This is a genomic window from Thalassospira sp. MIT121401 (assembly GCF_047125595.1).
In the GTDB taxonomy this organism is placed as follows: domain Bacteria; phylum Pseudomonadota; class Alphaproteobacteria; order Rhodospirillales; family Thalassospiraceae; genus Thalassospira; species Thalassospira povalilytica.
In genome coordinates this window covers 676,926-694,031 of the sequence record NZ_CP138926.1, presented here as the reverse complement: position 1 = coordinate 694,031, position 17,106 = coordinate 676,926, and the positions used below count along the sequence as shown (strand labels likewise).

General features: G+C 55.4%; 10 protein-coding genes. 3 read left to right on the top strand and 7 right to left on the bottom strand.

Going from position 1 to position 17,106, the window contains the following annotated elements; translation table 11 throughout:
- Positions 1 to 27 precede the first annotated feature (27 nt).
- Positions 28 to 747, top strand: coding sequence for a Bax inhibitor-1 family protein (locus SIB88_RS03190; protein WP_101248238.1), 720 nt, complete (start codon positions 28 to 30; stop codon positions 745 to 747).
- 152 nt (positions 748 to 899) lie between these two features.
- On the opposite strand, the gene SIB88_RS03185 is transcribed toward SIB88_RS03190, so the two are convergent.
- Entirely contained in the window at positions 900 to 2,510 is a 1,611-nt protein-coding gene (locus SIB88_RS03185; RefSeq protein ID WP_412559310.1) for a hypothetical protein, read from the bottom strand.
- Positions 2,511 to 2,886: 376 nt separating this feature from the next.
- Positions 2,887 to 3,888, bottom strand: coding sequence for a zinc metalloprotease HtpX (htpX, locus tag SIB88_RS03180; protein WP_412559309.1), 1,002 nt, complete (start codon positions 3,886 to 3,888; stop codon positions 2,887 to 2,889).
- Positions 3,889 to 4,184: 296 nt separating this feature from the next.
- Here htpX and SIB88_RS03175 point away from each other — a divergent pair, with 296 nt between their 5' ends.
- Positions 4,185 to 4,829 carry a hypothetical protein gene (locus tag SIB88_RS03175; RefSeq protein ID WP_412559308.1) on the top strand — a complete coding sequence of 215 codons (645 nt, stop codon included), beginning with the start codon at positions 4,185 to 4,187 and terminating at the stop codon, positions 4,827 to 4,829.
- Positions 4,830 to 4,900: 71 nt separating this feature from the next.
- Here SIB88_RS03175 and SIB88_RS03170 read toward each other — a convergent pair whose 3' ends face one another.
- The 4 genes from SIB88_RS03170 to SIB88_RS03155 form a co-directional block, all read right to left on the bottom strand.
- Complete coding sequence (locus SIB88_RS03170) at positions 4,901 to 8,080, bottom strand: efflux RND transporter permease subunit (RefSeq protein WP_228194735.1); 3,180 nt, start codon at positions 8,078 to 8,080, stop codon at positions 4,901 to 4,903.
- Positions 8,081 to 8,116: 36 nt separating this feature from the next.
- A complete protein-coding gene (locus tag SIB88_RS03165; protein ID WP_250281486.1) occupies positions 8,117 to 9,280 on the bottom strand; it encodes an efflux RND transporter periplasmic adaptor subunit in 1,164 nt (387 codons plus the stop codon).
- A 162-nt stretch (positions 9,281 to 9,442) separates the two neighbouring features.
- Positions 9,443 to 10,057, bottom strand: coding sequence for a TetR/AcrR family transcriptional regulator (locus SIB88_RS03160; RefSeq protein ID WP_101248243.1), 615 nt, complete (start codon positions 10,055 to 10,057; stop codon positions 9,443 to 9,445).
- 289 nt (positions 10,058 to 10,346) lie between these two features.
- Positions 10,347 to 15,182 carry an NAD-glutamate dehydrogenase gene (locus tag SIB88_RS03155; RefSeq protein WP_101248244.1) on the bottom strand — a complete coding sequence of 1,612 codons (4,836 nt, stop codon included), beginning with the start codon at positions 15,180 to 15,182 and terminating at the stop codon, positions 10,347 to 10,349.
- Between the two features lie 383 nt (positions 15,183 to 15,565).
- Between SIB88_RS03155 and fabI the strand changes: the two genes are divergently transcribed.
- Positions 15,566 to 16,324, top strand: a complete 759-nt coding sequence (fabI, locus tag SIB88_RS03150; protein ID WP_114111985.1) for an enoyl-ACP reductase FabI — start codon at positions 15,566 to 15,568, stop codon at positions 16,322 to 16,324.
- Between the two features lie 70 nt (positions 16,325 to 16,394).
- Here fabI and SIB88_RS03145 read toward each other — a convergent pair whose 3' ends face one another.
- Positions 16,395 to 17,036 (bottom strand): DUF488 family protein, encoded by a 642-nt coding sequence (locus tag SIB88_RS03145; RefSeq protein ID WP_412559307.1) that lies wholly within the window; start codon positions 17,034 to 17,036, stop codon positions 16,395 to 16,397.
- Between the last annotated feature and the right edge of the window lie 70 nt (positions 17,037 to 17,106).

Below are 17,106 nucleotides of genomic sequence, written 5' to 3'. Positions count from 1 at the left end.
CCACAATTGGATCAAAGAGGGATTTCAATGGCTTTTGAAACGCGTCAACGCGGCTATGACGTCTCGGTTGGCCGGTCGGCGGCCGAGATCGATGAAGGTCTCCGCGCCTATATGCTGCGTGTCTATAACTACATGGCATCCGCACTTGCCCTGACCGGTATCGTGGCAATGGCTGTGTCGACCAGCCCGGCCCTGATGCAGGCTATTTTTGGCACCGGACTGCACTGGATTGTCATGCTGGCCCCGATCGGGCTTGTCTTCTTCCTGAGCGCACGAATTCATAAAATGAGCTTCGGCGCAGCACAGGCGACATTCTGGGTATATGCCGGGCTGATGGGCTTGTCCCTTGCTTCGATCTTCCTGGTTTATACCGGTGAGTCGATCGCACGTACCTTCTTCATCACCGCTGGTACCTTTGGTGCGATGAGCCTTTATGGCTACACCACCAAGAAGGACCTGTCGGGTTGGGGCAGCTTCCTGTTCATGGGTCTGATCGGCATCATCATTGCCAGCGTGGTCAACATCTTCCTTGGCAGCAGCATGCTGCAGTTCGTCATTTCGGCGGCTGGTGTTCTGATCTTCACGGGCCTTACCGCCTATGACACCCAGCGCATCAAGGAAGCGTATCACGAGCATGATGACGCAACCACCGCAGGCAAAAAAGCCCTGTTCGGTGCGCTGCAGCTTTATCTCGACTTCGTGAACCTGTTCATCATGCTTCTGCACTTCTTCGGTAATCGCGAATAGAAGTGACGTTGTATGCTGCCCCCGGGCAGTCGCAGTCAAACCCCCCGCAGCAGCCGCTGCGGGGGGTTTCTTTTTGTTCGGATCATTGATGATGCCTGACGTGCTTCCGGTGTCCCCTGGACGCCCAGTTCGGAAAGCTCGCCAGCTGGTAATCAGGAGGCCGCGGCCTTTGCCGATCCGTCCCCGCCGGTGGCTTCCATCACGGCCTTGCGATGGCCCATTTGCGAAATGATGTTTTCAGCACGGGTATAGCCCCCGGAAGCCGCGCGCGCCGCGCCCTTGGCCCCGGCATCGACAAAGGCCTCATAGGATTGCGAGAAGCCCATTCTGGCATTGGACAGCATGGTGACATCCTGGTCCTGGGTGCCATTGGTCAGATAGACCGTCGCCAGGGCAAACATTGTCCTGCCCCAGATATAGGGATCATCACGCCGGCCACAGATTTTAAGGGCGGCCTGAAAGACAGGAACGACCTGTGCATCGGGGATGCTGACATCATTGATGATGGCCGCGGACACAATCGATTCCGCCAGCCCATAGGCGGTAATCGCATAAAGCGGCGCATGTGCCCGACTGTTGATCATGCCAAGGGCACGGCGATATTGCGATGCCCCCTGTTCGACAAGTTTGGCGTCCTCGGCATCCTTGCCGGTTGCGACCATTGCCTCGGCCAGTTTGCAGATCGCCAGTGCACGATCAACGGGCGATCCCATCGACAGTTCGAACCGCCGTTCAAGCATTTTCCAGATGCCAATGGCCAGCGCACCAGAGCGCGCCTTGAGACTGGCGATCAGTGACCAGTTCACAAGCCCCGCATACAGCGCAAGAAGGGCGGCCGATCGGGCGTCGATTTTTGAAAAGTCGCTGATTTGCGCCACCAGGTCTTCGGTGCGCAATTCACGTACGACTTCTTCTTTTTGCTGGGGCCGTGATGATTCACCCAGCAATCCCGATGATGTGCGGGCCTTGGGTTTGGCCGGTTCGGATACGGTTTCGCCCGCCGCACCAAGCGTTTTGCGAATATGGGGTTCAAGCACGCGCAAGGCACTGGCGCAATAGGTGCGATCCCCGGTTTCGGTCAGGACAAACGCCCCAAAGGCATAGGCAGTCGCCACCCCCTGCCCGGCCATTTCGAAATGTTCGCCGCGATTGATGCGTTCCTGAAATTCTTCGAGATGGGTGGTCAGACGTGAAATTTGCAGCAACCGCTGCTCCCCGCCCCGCGATTTGAAAATCAGCTGGGCCGCCAGCAAAATGCGCAAGGCCTGGGCGACATCGGGATGATCGGTTTGCCGGAAACTGTGAGTAAGCGGCAACATCAGATCATAAAGCGACGAGGTCAAAGCATCACTGACCAGATGCAGATCGAAACCGCCGGTATTGTGGTTTTCCTGTCCCCAGAAAACCGCATCCGCATCAACCCGGCGCCCCATATTCAAAACATTGAGCTGGGCTTCGCGCATTGCCTGGAACGCATCGACCGCATCCGAATTGGGGGCAAAATACTGATCCAGTCTGATCTGGCTGCTTTCGGGCATATCGGCCAGACTGCGCGCGATTATATCGCTTAGCGGGTCTGGCGGGCGGACACCGCCCTGGGCATTTGCATCGGGACGATTGAAGCGGGCAATGGCATACAGGCACAGCGGTTCCGCAACCGAGGCAGTATCATCCCCCGCAGTCTGAACCAACTCCCCTGATGTATCGTTGCCGGTAATCAGTGACTTGATCACCAGGCCAACCATTGACCAGAACCCAGCCATTCCTGCCCTTATTGCATCCACGAAAAACTGACACGCAGCTTCTATAGATACTTGAATTCATTAAGGGTCCATTGTCATCCGCGCAACGCGGCTGGTCAATGCTGGAGCGCGGCTTTAACGCCATACCGAAGTATAGAAAACCTACCCTTCAAATACCGAAACCCCCAGTCGATCAAGTAGATTTTCGGGTTCTGCGCGGCCATGGCAAACCCGTGACCTTTTTGAAACCGTCACGGGAATGACCTGCGTTCCCGGGCGCGTTGCAGAAAGAAAATCACCCATATGACATCCACATGATCGGGCAAGCAAAAGGCACCGGACCATAACGATCCGGTGCCTTGAAAACAGGTCATCAGGAATGTCGCACGAAAAGTTTTCAGTTCCAGGGACGGGTGCGGCGCCGTGGTTTGGTTGCCGGTTGCGTCGGGCGCGATGCCGGTTGCGATCCGCCCCAGGGTCCTTTTTGTGATGCCGGACGCGCAGGCCGTGCAACTGCACCATGTCCACCACTACCCTGCCCGGTCAGGCCACTGGCCATTTCCTGAAGCTTGGCGATGCGGTTGGCCATGTTGGGGTGGGTGGAAAACAGATTGTCGACACCCTTCCCCGACAGCGGATTGGCGATATACATATGTGCGGTTGCCGGGTTGCGTTCGGCTTCCATGTTCGGGATGGCGTGCACACCTTTATCAAGCTTGGCCAGTGCACTGGCCAGCCACAGGGGATGTCCGCAAATTTCAGCCCCGATACGGTCAGCGTCATATTCGCGGGTGCGCGAAATTGCCATCTGCACAATCATCGCCCCCATCGGCGCCAGAATGGCAATCAGGATCATGCCGATCCCGCCCAATGGATTGTTGTTTTCGCTGCGATTGCCGCCGAACATGCCGGCAAACATCGCGAAATTGGCAAGCGCCGAAATCGCGCCGGCGATGGTTGCCGTAATCGTCATGGTCAGGGTATCGCGGTTTTTGACATGGGCCAGTTCATGGGCCATGACACCGGCGATCTCATTGCGATCAAGCAGTTTCAGCAACCCCGTTGTTGCCGCCACCGCCGCATTTTCCGGATTGCGCCCGGTGGCAAAGGCATTGGGTTGCGGGTTTTCAATCACATAGACCTTGGGCATTGGCAGACCGGCATTACGCGCCAGATCGCGCACCATGGAAACCAGTTCCGGCGCAGTGCGATCATCAACCTGTTTTGCACTACGCATCCGAAGCAGCATGGCATCGGAATTCCAATAGGCGAACACATTCATCGCCCCGGCAAACAACAGCGCAATGATCATGCCCTGTTGCCCGCCGATCATCATGCCAACGGCACCAAACAGCGCGGTCAACCCCGCCAGCAACAAACCTGTACGCACATAGTTCATGGTCGAACACCCTTTTCGACAAACCTTTCGAACGACAGATAAGGCAAAGTTTGCCAATGGCAAGCGCCCGGCAAACTTGTCCTGCCTGTTTGCCACAGCATCGAAAACTTATTCCTTGGTGTGGGAAGATTATTCCCGCCAACCCTTTGAACAAGCAAAATGATTATGGCTTTTTTATCTGCGTGACCAACATCACAGAACAAATACCGCAGATATCAAGGGCACCCGGCACACACACCGATAAGTGGTCTTTTAATTGCATACACAATTTAAGATATCACTCAAGGAGGTGTTTTATGGTCGAGTTTCAAGGAAAGATGTCCATTGTCGGTGCGCGGTACCTGACCATGCCCAGACCGATTGATCCGCAAACCGGTGAATACAGCACCAAGTTTTCGCTTGATGAATGGAAAGACATCCAGACCAAGCGCAAGGAACAATTCGAAACCTATCAGGCCAATGCCGAAAACCATCTGAACAGCTGGCTTGATGATAACAGCGACGCAGAGATCACACGCGCCTACTATCTTGATGATGAACTGGTTGCCGTGTTTGGCGAGGATAACGTCAATGTATCCAATGGCATGAATTACGCTATGGAGTATCGCTATGCACAAAGCCATGGCGAGGATCTTGGATATTCCGGGGATCAGTTAACCCGATATGTTGAAAACCGTATCGAGTTCGCGTTGCGTCGCGAATATGGCGACCGATTGACGGTCAAGGAAGGCCCGGCCGGGACACTTGGCACGCTGGCAGATTATCGCGAGGAACTGTTTGGCGGGGATCGATGGCCATCAGAAGAAAACATGCCGCCAATGCGCGAAATTGACTGGGATGCGCCATCACCGGCACAGGCAGGCACCTGGCAAGGACCAGTGGCCCTGATTGATACCCAGGCATTTCTCGACATCCGCACCATGAGACTTGAGACGCAGTAGGATAAGTAAAACAGCCGGACCGGCGGGGTCGGGGGAAAAAGACGGTCCGGCTGTTTCTGCAACGATGTCGGTTACTCCGCAGGCTGGTGTGCGTCAGCCTCATCAAGTGAACGAACTTCGTTGCGCCGGCCAATCATGCGTACAAGAACATAAAAGACCGGGGTCAGGATCAGGCCAAATATCGTCACGCCCAGCATCCCCGAGAACACGGCAATACCAATCGCGTGGCGCATCTCGGCACCGGCACCACTGGACAGAACCAGCGGCACGACACCCATGATGAAGGCCAAAGAGGTCATAAGGATCGGGCGCAGGCGCAGACGGCTGGCCTCGATCGCGGCTTGAACGGTGCTGCGTCCCTGATGTTCAAGTTCACGGGCGAACTCGACAATCAGGATGGCGTTTTTCGATGCCAGTCCGGCCAGCACAAACAGGCTGATCTGGGTGAAGATATTGTTGTCACCCCCGAACAGATAGACACCAAACACAGCAGACAGGATGCTCATCGGGACGATCAGGATCACGGCCAATGGCATGGTCAGGCTTTCATATTGAGCAGCCAGAACCAGGAACACCAGAAGGATACAGATCGGGAAGATGAAGATCGCCGTATTGCCCGCCAGGATCTGCTGATAGGTCAGTTCCGTCCATTCATAGGACATGCCGGGCGGCAATGTTTCATCCAGAATCTTGCTGATTGCAGCCTGTGCCTCGCCACTGGAATAGCCCGGGGCGGCGTTGCCATTCAGATCGGCCGACCGGAACGCGTTGTAGCGCATTGCCGTGTCCGGTCCGAATGTTTCAGATACCGACAAAACAGAGCCCAGCGGCACCATGTCGCCATCCGAATTGCGCGTTTGCAGACGCAGGATGTCTTCCGGGCTTGAACGATATGGCTTGTCGGCCTGTGCGATCACCTGATAGGTACGACCAAAGGCGTTGAAGTCATTGACATACATCGAGCCAAGATAGACCTGCATGGTCCGGAAGATTTCATCAACCGGCACGCCAAGCTGCTGAACCTTGGTACGGTCAAGGGTCGCCTGAAGCTGCGGCACATTGATGTTATAGCTTGAAAACACACCGGTCAGTTCCGGTGCCGCCCATGCCTTGGCAAGGACCTGTTTCATGGCATCATCAAGGGCGCGATAGCCCTGATCGGAGCGATCCTGAACCTGAAGCTTGAAGCCACCGACGGTGCCGAGCCCCTGAACCGGCGGCGCCGGGAAGATGGCAACAAAGGCCTCGTCAATGGCGGCAAATTTCTGTTGCAGCTTGCCGGCGATGGCAAGGCCCGACAGATCATCGCTTTTGCGTTCGTCAAAGTCGGTCAGGGTGACAAACACGATGCCGGCACTTGAACTGTTCACAAAGCCGTTGATCGAAAGCCCCGGGAAGGCCACGGCACTTTCAACACCGGGTTCCTTAAGCGCGATGTCAGACATTTCACGAATGACATCTTCGGTACGATCCAGTGTCGCGCCCTGCGGGAGCTGGGCGAAACTGACCAGATATTGCTTGTCCTGAAGGGGAACGAAACCCGTCGGCAGGATCTGGAAACCCTGCCAGGTCAGAACCAGCAACCCGGCATAAAGCGCCATCATGATGGCCTTTACACCCAGCAGACGCTTGACCCCGCCGGCATACATTTCCGTGCTGCGGTTAAAGAAGCGGTTAAAGCCGCGGAAGAACCAGCCGAAGACAAAGTCCATGCCACGCGTCAACCAGTCTTTCGGCGCATCATGACCACGCAGAAGGACCGCCGACAAAGCCGGGCTCAGCGTCAGGGAGTTGATGGTTGAAATGATCGTCGCAATGGCGATGGTCAGGGCAAATTGCTGATAGAACTGGCCGGTCAGGCCGGAAATAAAGGCAATTGGCACAAACACACCGGTAATCACAAGCGAGGTCGCGATGATCGGACCGGTCACTTCTCGCATGGCCGCAACCGTTGCATCGCGCGGTGAAAGACCCCGTTCGATGTTACGTTCAACGTTTTCGACCACAACAATCGCGTCATCAACCACGATCCCGATTGCCAGGATCAATCCGAACAGCGACAGCACGTTGATCGAAAAGCCCATCAGAAGCATCAGGGCAAAGGTCCCGATGATCGATACCGGCACAGCCAGCAACGGAATGATCGATGCCCGCCAGGTTTGCAGGAAGATCGTCACCACGATCACCACAAGGGCGATGGCCTCCAACAACGTCTTGATCACCGATTTGATCGAGCCGCGCACAAACACGGTCGGGTCATAAACAATCGAGTAATCGAGATCATCGGGGAAGTTCTGTTTGAGTTCTTCCATGGTCGCGCGCACGTTGCTTGAAATATCAAGCGCGTTTGACCCCGGGGATGCAAAGATCGGAATGGCGACAGCCGGTTTGTTATCAAGCAGGGAACGCAGCGCATATTGCTGGGCTTCCATTTCGACACGCGCCACATCGCCAAGACGCGTAATCGTGCCATCGGCTTCGCGTTTGATGATGATGTTCTGGAATTCCTCGGGGGTTTCCAGACGGCCACTGATATTGATCGGCAACTGGAACTGCACGCCACTGTCATAGGGCGCACCACCGATGATGCCGGCTGCGACCTGGACGTTCTGGCTTTGGATGGCGGAAACGACCTCGCCCGCGGTCAGGTTACGTTCGGCAACCTTGTCGGGGTTCAGCCAGACACGCATGGCATAATCGCCCGACCCGAACAGGCCAACCTGCCCGACGCCACTGATACGTGCCAGACGGTCACGGACATTGAGCGTCGCATAGTTGCGCAGATACAGCATGTCATAGCGTTCATTGGGCGAACGCAAATGCACCACCATGGTCAGATCAGGGGATCGTTTGGACACGGTCACACCAAGCTGACGCACGATATCGGGCAGACGCGGTTCGGCCTGTGATACGCGGTTCTGGACCTTTTGCTGGGCCAGATCGGGATCGGTGCCAATTTCAAAGGTCACGGTCAACGACAGGTTGCCGTCCGTGGTGGCCAGTGAGTTGACATAAAGCATCCCTTCGACCCCGTTGATCTGTTCTTCAAGCGGGGATGCAACAGTTTCGGCAATCTCGGCGGGGTTCGCGCCGGGAAATTTGGCTTCCACCACGATCGAAGGCGGTACGACTTCGGGATATTCCGAAATCGGCAAACGCCACATCGCAATCAGACCGGCCAGCAACATCAGCACCGACAAAACGCCGGCAAAGATCGGGCGGTCGACAAAAAATCTTGAAAGGTTCTGCATGATAGTAAGCCTTGCTTAGCGCGCCATCCGCACCCCTCAGGATGCGGCGGCCTGCAGAATTTCGGGGGCGACCGGCATGCCGGGGCGGACCTTCATGATGCCGTTGACGATGACAAGATCACCTTCGTTCAGGCCAGAGGTCACAATGCGCATACCGTTGATTTCCGCCCCCAGGGTGACCTGGCGATAGGCAACCGTATTGTCCGGTTCGACCACATAGACGAATTTGCGGTCCTGATCGGTGCTGATTGCTTCGGGCGAAACCGTGATGACATCCTGCTTGGCAAGCGTTCCGACCTGAAGGGCGGCAAACGTGCCCGGCAGAAGGTTGCCATCGAGATTGTCAAACAGTGCGCGGGTACGGATGGTCCCTGTGCGCGCATCGATCCGGTTATCGAAACTGTGCACATAGCCCGACACCTGACGCCCGTTTGACAGGGTCATGTTGACCGGGATGTTGTGGGCAGCTTCGTCGATTTTGCCGTTATCCCCGATGCTGGCAAAGAAGGTCTGCTCGTCGAGATCGAAATCGGCATAGATTTTACCGGTCGAGACAATGGTGGTCAGAACCGGGGCATTCGGGCCGGCATTGACCTGGTTGCCAACGGTCAGTTCGACCCGGCTGACACGCCCGCTGATCGGGGCTTTGACAAAGGCATGGTCCAGTTCGATTTCAGCCAGTTCAAGATTGGCCTTGGCGCGGGTGACCTGGCTTTGTGCCACGCGATGGGCATTCAGGCGTTCGTCATAGACGCGCTTGGAAACCGTGCCGTTCGACACCAGCTTTTCCGCGCGTGCCTTTTCCTTGGCCGCCAGCGACAGATTCTGTTCGGCTGCGGCCAGTTCGGCACGGGCTTCGTTCACGGCGGCCTGATAGCTGCGCGGATCAATCACGGCAAGCACATCGCCCTTCTGAACAAGCTGGCCGTCTTCAAACCGGATTTCGACGATCGCACCGCTGACCTGCGGGCGCAGCTGCACTTCTTCAACCGCGCTCAGACGGCCGGAAAAATTGTTCCAAAGACGGACGGAACTGCTTTTGACGTTGGAAACGGTAACAGGGGTTGCCATCGGGGCGGTCTGAACCGCCACTTCGTCGGCAGATGAGCCAGAGATATGCAAGCCATATCCACCGGCAGCAGCAATCAGTGCCAATGCGGCAACTGGCAGCAAAATTTTGCGTTTTGATCGAGACTGCATCTTTTGATCTTCCAAATGGGTTGCGCCGCACACACGCGGCCCGTTTGAAGCTTAGATGCATACCAATCGGTTTGTTCGCAAGGGGAAGAAGGCAAAAAAATGGCGTTTTTTTAATTTTTATTGTTTTGTGACAGGAATGAAATCAGGAAAATATTCGGATAACTATCTGAATTTGCATTGCAAATTAAGGATGCGATAGATCCCTTCGCGCAGATCAGACCGAACAGTATCAAGATCGTTAAAAACCTTGCCATAGGTCAGCAGACCGTGGACATACTGGAAAACCAGCCGTGCCAGGGTGGTGACGTCACCATCTTCGCCCAGCATGCCCTCGCCCTTCAGACCGCGCACCATCGAGGCCAGATATTTGATCTGTTCGTCAGCCAGTTCGCGCGAACAATTCTGGATTTCCATATCTTCGGGGCCGACCTGGCCGCCAGCAGTAAAGATCGGACAGACACAGACTTCGCTTTCGCCAGGCACGGCATAGCGTTCCTGCTTGTCACAAACCAGTTCGATATAGCGGTTAAGCTGTTCCACCGGCGGAACTTCGGGGGAAAAGATGGCACGAAGCTCATCCTTGCCCTTTTCCCAGTGATGGCGGGCAGAGGCCGCAAACAGGGCCGCCTTGCTGTCAAAGTGATGATAGAACGCGCCCTTTGTCACGCCGGCATGCTTGCAGACATCACTGACACCGATATCGTGATAGCTGCGCGTTGACAGCAACTCGATCGCGGTTTCCAGAAGCTTGGTCCGGGTTTCTTCGGCGTTCCTCATGGCTTTGACCTGTATATTGATTATGGATCAGATATACGTACCGGTTGGTATTTTTCAAGGAAACCCAGCCGACACATTCCAAGATCATCATGTAAACATGGCAGGAGGATGACAGGAATGTTCAGAAATTCAAAGATTTAACTCGCGATGTGCGTGATGCACATAACAGCCATCAAAGCGGTATTTTTTTTCATCCCGTCCCGTTTCAATGTCGAAATCCGACCCGAAATGACAAAAGAGGGCGCACAAGGCACCCTCTTTGCACTGAGATGTTTGATGCCGATCCGGGTCAGGCCCCGATCAACGCCCGCATCTGGCGGTTTGCCACCGTGATCATCGACAGATCGATCTGGCCTGCGGCGCGCAACTCGTTGATCAGTTCGTCACAGCGCGCACAACCACGCTGATGGGCAGCAACCCATTTATCCACAAGCTCGCTACCCGAGCTGCCTTTTTTGCCTTCAGCCAGAACAGCACGGGTCAGTTCGCGCTGATGACCAAACAGGTCATCAATCACTGCTGCACGTGCCAGTTTCTGCCAATGGGTTTCGGCTTCGATCGATTCTGCTGCGGCCCGCATCAGACCAAGCTGGAAGCGGGTTCCGACCGCAAAATAGGTCGATGCGACTTCGATGACGTCACGACCGGTTGCCTCGGCAATCCGGACCACATCACAAATCGCGACCATCTGGGCAACCGATGCGATGCGGCGCGCAAGTTCTTCCGGAACGCCCTGTGCGGTCAGCGACTGGGTTTTCTGTTCCAGTGCGGTCCGGAATGCAGCATCGGCAGGAACGATTTCATCAAAGGCCGAAATCACCTTGGATACTGCCGGACGGAACATTTCGATCTTGGCACCGACATTCAGGTCTTCGCAATTGCGCAGGAACCATTGGGTGACGTCATTGACCATGCGGTTGATGTCGCGGAACATGCTGGTCTGCAATTTGGCCAGCACCACGTTATCAAGGGCCTCGATCCCGGCCCAAAGATCACGCAGACCAAACACCGCACGGGTGATCAGATAACCGCGTGATACATCAACGGCCGAAAGACCGGTTGCTTCCATCATGTCATGCACGAACGTGCCACCAACCCGGTTGACCAGACTGTTGGTCGCCACCGTGGCAATGATTTCACGCTTCAGACGATGGCCCGAAATCGCATCCGCATATTTCTTGCGAAGCGGTGTCGGGAAATAGCGTACCAGTTCTTCGACCAGGATCGGATCATCAGGAAGATCGGATTCCAGCACTTCGTCATAAAGCCAAAGTTTGGCATAGGGCATCAGCACCGAAACTTCGGGGCGGGTCAGACCTTCATGCGCATTGGCACGACGTGCGAGTTCTTCATCATCGGGAAGATATTCGATTTCCCGGTTCAGACGACCTTCGCGTTCCAGCATCCGGATCAGGCGCACCTGCGCATCAAGCAATTCCGAATTTGCCGCATGGGCATTGGAAATGGCCTGACTTTGCAGATAGTTGTCGCGCAGAACCAGATCGCCAACCTCGTCGGTCATTTCGACCAGAAGCTTGTTGCGCTGCTTTTCGGTCATATCACCGGCCGAGACAACTTCGCCCAGCAGGATCTTGATATTGACCTCGTGATCCGAGCAGTTCACACCCGCTGCGTTGTCGATCGCATCGGTATTCAGACGACCACCGGCATGGGCATATTCAATACGGCCACGCTGGGTCGCACCAAGGTTTGCGCCTTCGCCCACCACCTTGGCCCGGACTTCGCGACCATTGATGCGGATGGCATCATTGGCACGGTCCCCGGCATCGGCATTGGTTTCGTGACTGGACTTGATATAGGTCCCGATACCACCAAACCACAGCAATTCGACATCGGCCTTCAGAATGGCCTTCATCATGTCGGCCGGGGTTACCTTGCCGCCATCAAGACCCAGAAGCTTGCGGACTTCGGGGGACGGATCAAGGGTTTTGGCCTTGCGGTCAAAGATGTCGCCGCCTTTTGACAGGACCTTTTTGTCATAGTCGGTCCAGCTTGAACGCGGCAGATCGAACAGGCGTTTGCGTTCGGCAAAGCTTTTTGCCGGATCCGGGTCCGGATCGACAAAGATATGCATGTGGTTGAAGGCCGCGACCAGTTTGATCTGTTCGGACAACAACATGCCATTGCCAAACACGTCACCGGACATGTCACCAACACCGGCGACGGTGAATGGCGTGGTCTGGATATCCTTGCCCATTTCGCGGAAGTGGCGTTTGACCGATTCCCAGGCACCGCGCGCCGTGATGCCCATTTTTTTGTGGTCATAGCCCTGCGACCCGCCCGATGCAAAGGCATCGTCAAGCCAGAAGCCATAGTCACGGGCGACACCATTGGCGATATCGGAAAATGTCGCCGTGCCCTTGTCGGCGGCAACCACCAGATAGGGATCATCATCATCAAGACGACGGACCCGTTCCGGCGGAATGATTTCGCCGCCAACAATATTGTCGGTGATATCGAGCATGCCGCTCATCAGTGTTTTGTAGCAGGCAATGCCTTCTTCAAGGAATGCTTCGCGCGACCCGTCCGCAGGCGGACGTTTGACCACGAACCCGCCCTTGGACCCGACGGGCACGATCACCGCGTTCTTGACCATCTGGGCTTTGACCAGACCAAGAATTTCGGTGCGGAAATCTTCCTGACGGTCGGACCAGCGGATGCCGCCACGGGCAACCGGCCCACCGCGCAGATGGACAGCTTCGACCCGCGGGGAATAGACAAAGATTTCCCGCCACGGACGCGGCAGGGGCAAATCTTCGATCATGCCGGAATTGAATTTGACCGACAGATACGGTTTCGGATTTCCATCCGCACCATACTGGAAGAAGTTGGTGCGCAATGTCGACTGAACCAGATTGAGGAAGGCGCGCAAAATGCGGTCTTCGTCCGGGTTCATCACGTCTTCAAGACGGGTGATGATATCGGCCTCGATTACGTCGACTTCGGCCGCCAGCCCCGGATCGCGATCCGGATCGAACTTGGCAATGAACAGCGACACAATCGCCGATGCCAAGGCCGGGTTATTGGCAAGGGTACGCGCCATATAGTTCTGCGAGAAGGCCGAGCCCATCTGACGGGTATAGCGGGCATAGGCCCGCAGGATAACGACTTCGCGCCAGTTCAGATTCCCCAGCAGAACCAGACGGTTAAAGGCGTCATTTTCGACCTCGCCATGCCACATGCGCACGAACAGTTCCTGGAACTTGTCACGGACGTCATGCAGATTGAACTCGCCATCGACAACCACACCGAAATCATGGATCCGCACATTGGTTTCGACATCGCGCGGGCTTACGGTAAACGGGTTCTCGGTGATGACCTTAAGCCCCATATTTTCAAGCATGGGCAGAACATCAGACAGCGGAACCGGCGCACCGGGATTGTAAATCTTGAAGCGCAGTTCGTTTTCGGCAGCCTCGATCGGGCGATACAGGTTGACCCGCAGGTCATTGGCCTTGATCACATCTTCGATGCGTTCAATATCAAGGGCCGCACTTTCGACGGTGAAACGTTCGCGATAGTCGCTTGAGAAACTTTCCCCATAGCGACGATACAGCGCCAGACCACGTTCTTCGCCCATTTCGCGGACAAGAACCTGACGCAATGTGTCGGTCCAGTCGCGGGCAACTTCCACCAGCTGGCGTTCGATTTCTGCAACGTCATATTCCGGCAGCTCACCCGGATTGGTTTTGACCAGCAAATGCAGACGCGCAAGCGGGCTGTCCCCGATCAGGGTGTAATGCGCGGTTACCTTGCCATCAAAGGCATCCTCGATGACTTTCTGGAACTTGAAGCGCAACTTGGTCGAGAACCGGTCACGCGGACAGAACAGCTGACAGGATACAAACCGTTCAAACGCATCGCGACGGACAAACAGGGCGATGCGTTGACGTTCCTGCAAATGCAGGATGCCCATGCAGGTATGATACAGATCATCGAGTTCGACCTGGAACAGCTCATCGCGCGGGAAAGTTTCAAGAATATTGACCAGCGCCTTGCCATCGTGGCTGGCTGGCGGGAAGCCGGCACGTTTGACCGTTTCGGCAAGTTTCATGCGCAGAAGCGGGATCAGACGCGGGCTGAGGTTATAGGCGACCGACGTAAACAGACCGACAAACAGATGCTGACCAACCACCTTGCCCTTGGCGTCGAACTGTTTGACGACGATGGTATCAAGATGCACCGGACGATGAACGGTGGATTGCTTGTTGGCCTTGGTCACCATCAGAAGGTTGGGGCTGGTGACGAAATCCTGAACTTCGGGCGACAGATTGCCGATCTGGCGCAGTTCGTCAAAAACATGCGTTCCTTCACGCGACAGGATGCCCAGCTGGTTTTTCACCTCGACATCGACCGCACCCTTCTTGCCGCCGGTTTTGAAGCGGTATTCCCGATATCCAAGGAAGGTGAAGTGATCATTATGCAGCCAGCCAAGGAAATCCTTGACCTCCTGGCGGTCTTCCTCGGCAACGCCACCGGTGCTTTCACCGATTTCATCAAGAACCTCGGTGACCTTTTTAAGCATCGGCTGCCAGTCACGCACCGCCAGCGCAACATCGGTCAGCGCGTTTTCCAGACGGTCGTGAATTTTGGTCAGAACGGCCTGATCGGTCTGTTCGTCAATCTCGACATGCATCACCGATTCACGCGGGTCTTTTGACTCGTCCACCCCGGCCACCGACAGCAATTCACCACTGTCATCACGGGCAATGCGCATGATCGGGTGAATGACAAGATGCACGGTCAGATCAAGTTCATGCAGGGCCGATGTTACGGAATCGACCAGAAACGGCATGTCGGTATTGCTGATTTCGATCACGGTGTGATCGGATTTCCAGCCGTGCTCTTCGAGATCGGGGTTATAGACCCGGATCTTGGCAGCATCGGCGGACGGGCGCTTTTGCGCGAATTTATAAAGCGTCAACGCCGCGCCATAAAGCGAGTCGACCGATCGACCCGCCATGTCGTCAGGCGGAACATCCTTATAAAAAAGGCGAACGAATGCTTCTGCATCCTTCGCCGTCTTGCCTTTTATGCGTTGCTTGATTTGTTCGACAACTTTGTCGATGACTTCCCGTTTCGGGTCGTCTTTTCGGGCTTTCATGTCCAATTTCCCTTTTTCTCAGTTCTGTTTGCCAGAACCGAAACACCGACCTTTGCGGCCGGCATCACACACCACGGATGTCACATTTTATTTTTGGGCCGAAACCCGAAAGAAACCGGGGGAAAACCGCTATTGGATGACACGGAATTCCGAAGGATCCTTCCAAGGCTACACATAGCCGATCAATTGCCTAAAAACTATGCTTCTGCACAAAAAAAATTCATTTAACCAACAAGCTAGGCATCACCCATCTGATTAACTGTTAGGCAGTATTGTCACAGAATTTTGTTCTTTGCTGCGACGCAAAATCACCTAAACTGTTTCCTGCCGCCACACACAGCCGATTCTTTCGCAACCGCACACCACATTGCCGGAGACACGCCATGCTGGAAGGCAAAAAGGGATTAATCGTTGGAATTGCCAATGACCTGTCCATTGCCTGGGGGTGTGCGCGCATTTTCCGACGCGAAGGTGCCGATCTTGCGGTCACCTACCTCAATGACAAGGCCGAACCCCATGTTCGCCCCCTTGCCCAAAAGGTCGATGCCGCGATCATCACCAAACTTGATGTCAGAGATGAACAACAATCTGACATGTTGTTTGCGCAGATCGAAAAACAATGGGGAAAGCTTGATTTTCTGTTGCATTCCATCGCTTTTGCCCCGGCAGATGCCCTGCACGGGCGGGTCGTTGATTGCTCGCGCGACGGATTTTTGGCCGCCATGGACATCTCGTGCCATTCCTTTGCCAGGCTCGCCAAACGGGCCGAACCGCTTATGGGCGATGGCGGGACACTTTTGACGGTGACCTATATGGGATCGGAACGGGTTGTGGATCATTACGGGGTGATGGGCCCGGTAAAGGCCGCACTTGAAAGCACGACTCGCTATATGGCAGCCGAGCTTGGCGCCAAAGGCATCAGGTGCCATGCCATATCGCCCGGCCCGCTTTTGACCCGTGCCGCATCGGGCATCGCCGAATTTCAGCATCTTATGGATGAAACCGCCCAGCGCGCCCCGTCAAAACGCCTTGTCACCATTGACGAGATCGGTGAACTGGCAGCCTTTCTGGTCAGTGACCGGGCAAAGTCACTGACCGGCGATGTCGTCCATATTGATGGCGGTTACAACATCATGGGCTAGATCAGCAATCAGGCGCCCCGCCCGCATCGCCAAGGCCCCCGATTGCCCACCCCATCATATCCCAAGCTTCCTAGCGGCGCTTGATGGCGTCATCGGCCATTGGCGCGACCCGTTTGATCTGCCGGGCCAATGCCAGTTTGTAATCCGCATCCGGATCGGGTTCGGCCGCGGCAAACAGATCGGGGACATCCCCGCCATTGATCTGAAGCATCCGCTGTTCGGTTTCCGCCTGGTTTTCGATGCGGCCTTCGACCAGATGGCGCAAATCAAACCCGGCTTCCTTCAATGCCGGTGCGATCAGCAAGGTCCGATGACAATCAAGCGGGTCCTTTTCCGCACACATCAGGCAAATACGATATTTTTCCGCCCCGCTGACAAGCCGCGCGATCCCCGACCGGAAAGCAGGCGATTGCGCCATCAGGCCATAATCAAGCTGCCCGTCCGGATACAGCGCGGGAGTCTGGGGCTTGCCACCCATCACATCGCCCATAAAGACATAGGCAATGCCGTTTTCGCGCAAAAACGGCCCGAAACTGTCCGCATCAAAAGCCGTCCAGTAACTGGATCGTTTGAATGTCCTGATATCGGCAACTGCCGTGATGCCCTGCGCCTTGAAAAGCGCAAGCAAACTGTCACGGTCATGCCCGGCATAGCCGACAGTGAAGATGATACGATCTGGATTATGCGAAGTGGTCGAAGCTTGATTTTGCATAGGGCAAAGAAACGATAATTCGGCCCAAGCTGCAAGATTGATGGTGACTCCGTCACGCAATCGCAAAAGC

Excerpts from the sequence above, each read along its gene's own strand:
- SIB88_RS03170 (WP_228194735.1), bottom strand. The coding sequence starts at position 8,080 with ATGCAGAACCTTTCAAGATTTTTTGTCGACCGCCCGATCTTTGCCGGC.
- SIB88_RS03175 (WP_412559308.1), top strand. The coding sequence starts at position 4,185 with ATGGTCGAGTTTCAAGGAAAGATGTCCATTGTCGGTGCGCGGTACCTG.
- htpX (WP_412559309.1), bottom strand. The coding sequence starts at position 3,888 with ATGAACTATGTGCGTACAGGTTTGTTGCTGGCGGGGTTGACCGCGCTG.
- SIB88_RS03160 (WP_101248243.1), bottom strand. The coding sequence starts at position 10,057 with ATGAGGAACGCCGAAGAAACCCGGACCAAGCTTCTGGAAACCGCGATC.
- SIB88_RS03145 (WP_412559307.1), bottom strand. The coding sequence starts at position 17,036 with ATGCAAAATCAAGCTTCGACCACTTCGCATAATCCAGATCGTATCATC.
- SIB88_RS03165 (WP_250281486.1), bottom strand. The coding sequence starts at position 9,280 with ATGCAGTCTCGATCAAAACGCAAAATTTTGCTGCCAGTTGCCGCATTG.
- SIB88_RS03185 (WP_412559310.1), bottom strand. The coding sequence starts at position 2,510 with ATGGCTGGGTTCTGGTCAATGGTTGGCCTGGTGATCAAGTCACTGATT.
- SIB88_RS03190 (WP_101248238.1), top strand. The coding sequence starts at position 28 with ATGGCTTTTGAAACGCGTCAACGCGGCTATGACGTCTCGGTTGGCCGG.
- SIB88_RS03155 (WP_101248244.1), bottom strand. The coding sequence starts at position 15,182 with ATGAAAGCCCGAAAAGACGACCCGAAACGGGAAGTCATCGACAAAGTT.
- fabI (WP_114111985.1), top strand. The coding sequence starts at position 15,566 with ATGCTGGAAGGCAAAAAGGGATTAATCGTTGGAATTGCCAATGACCTG.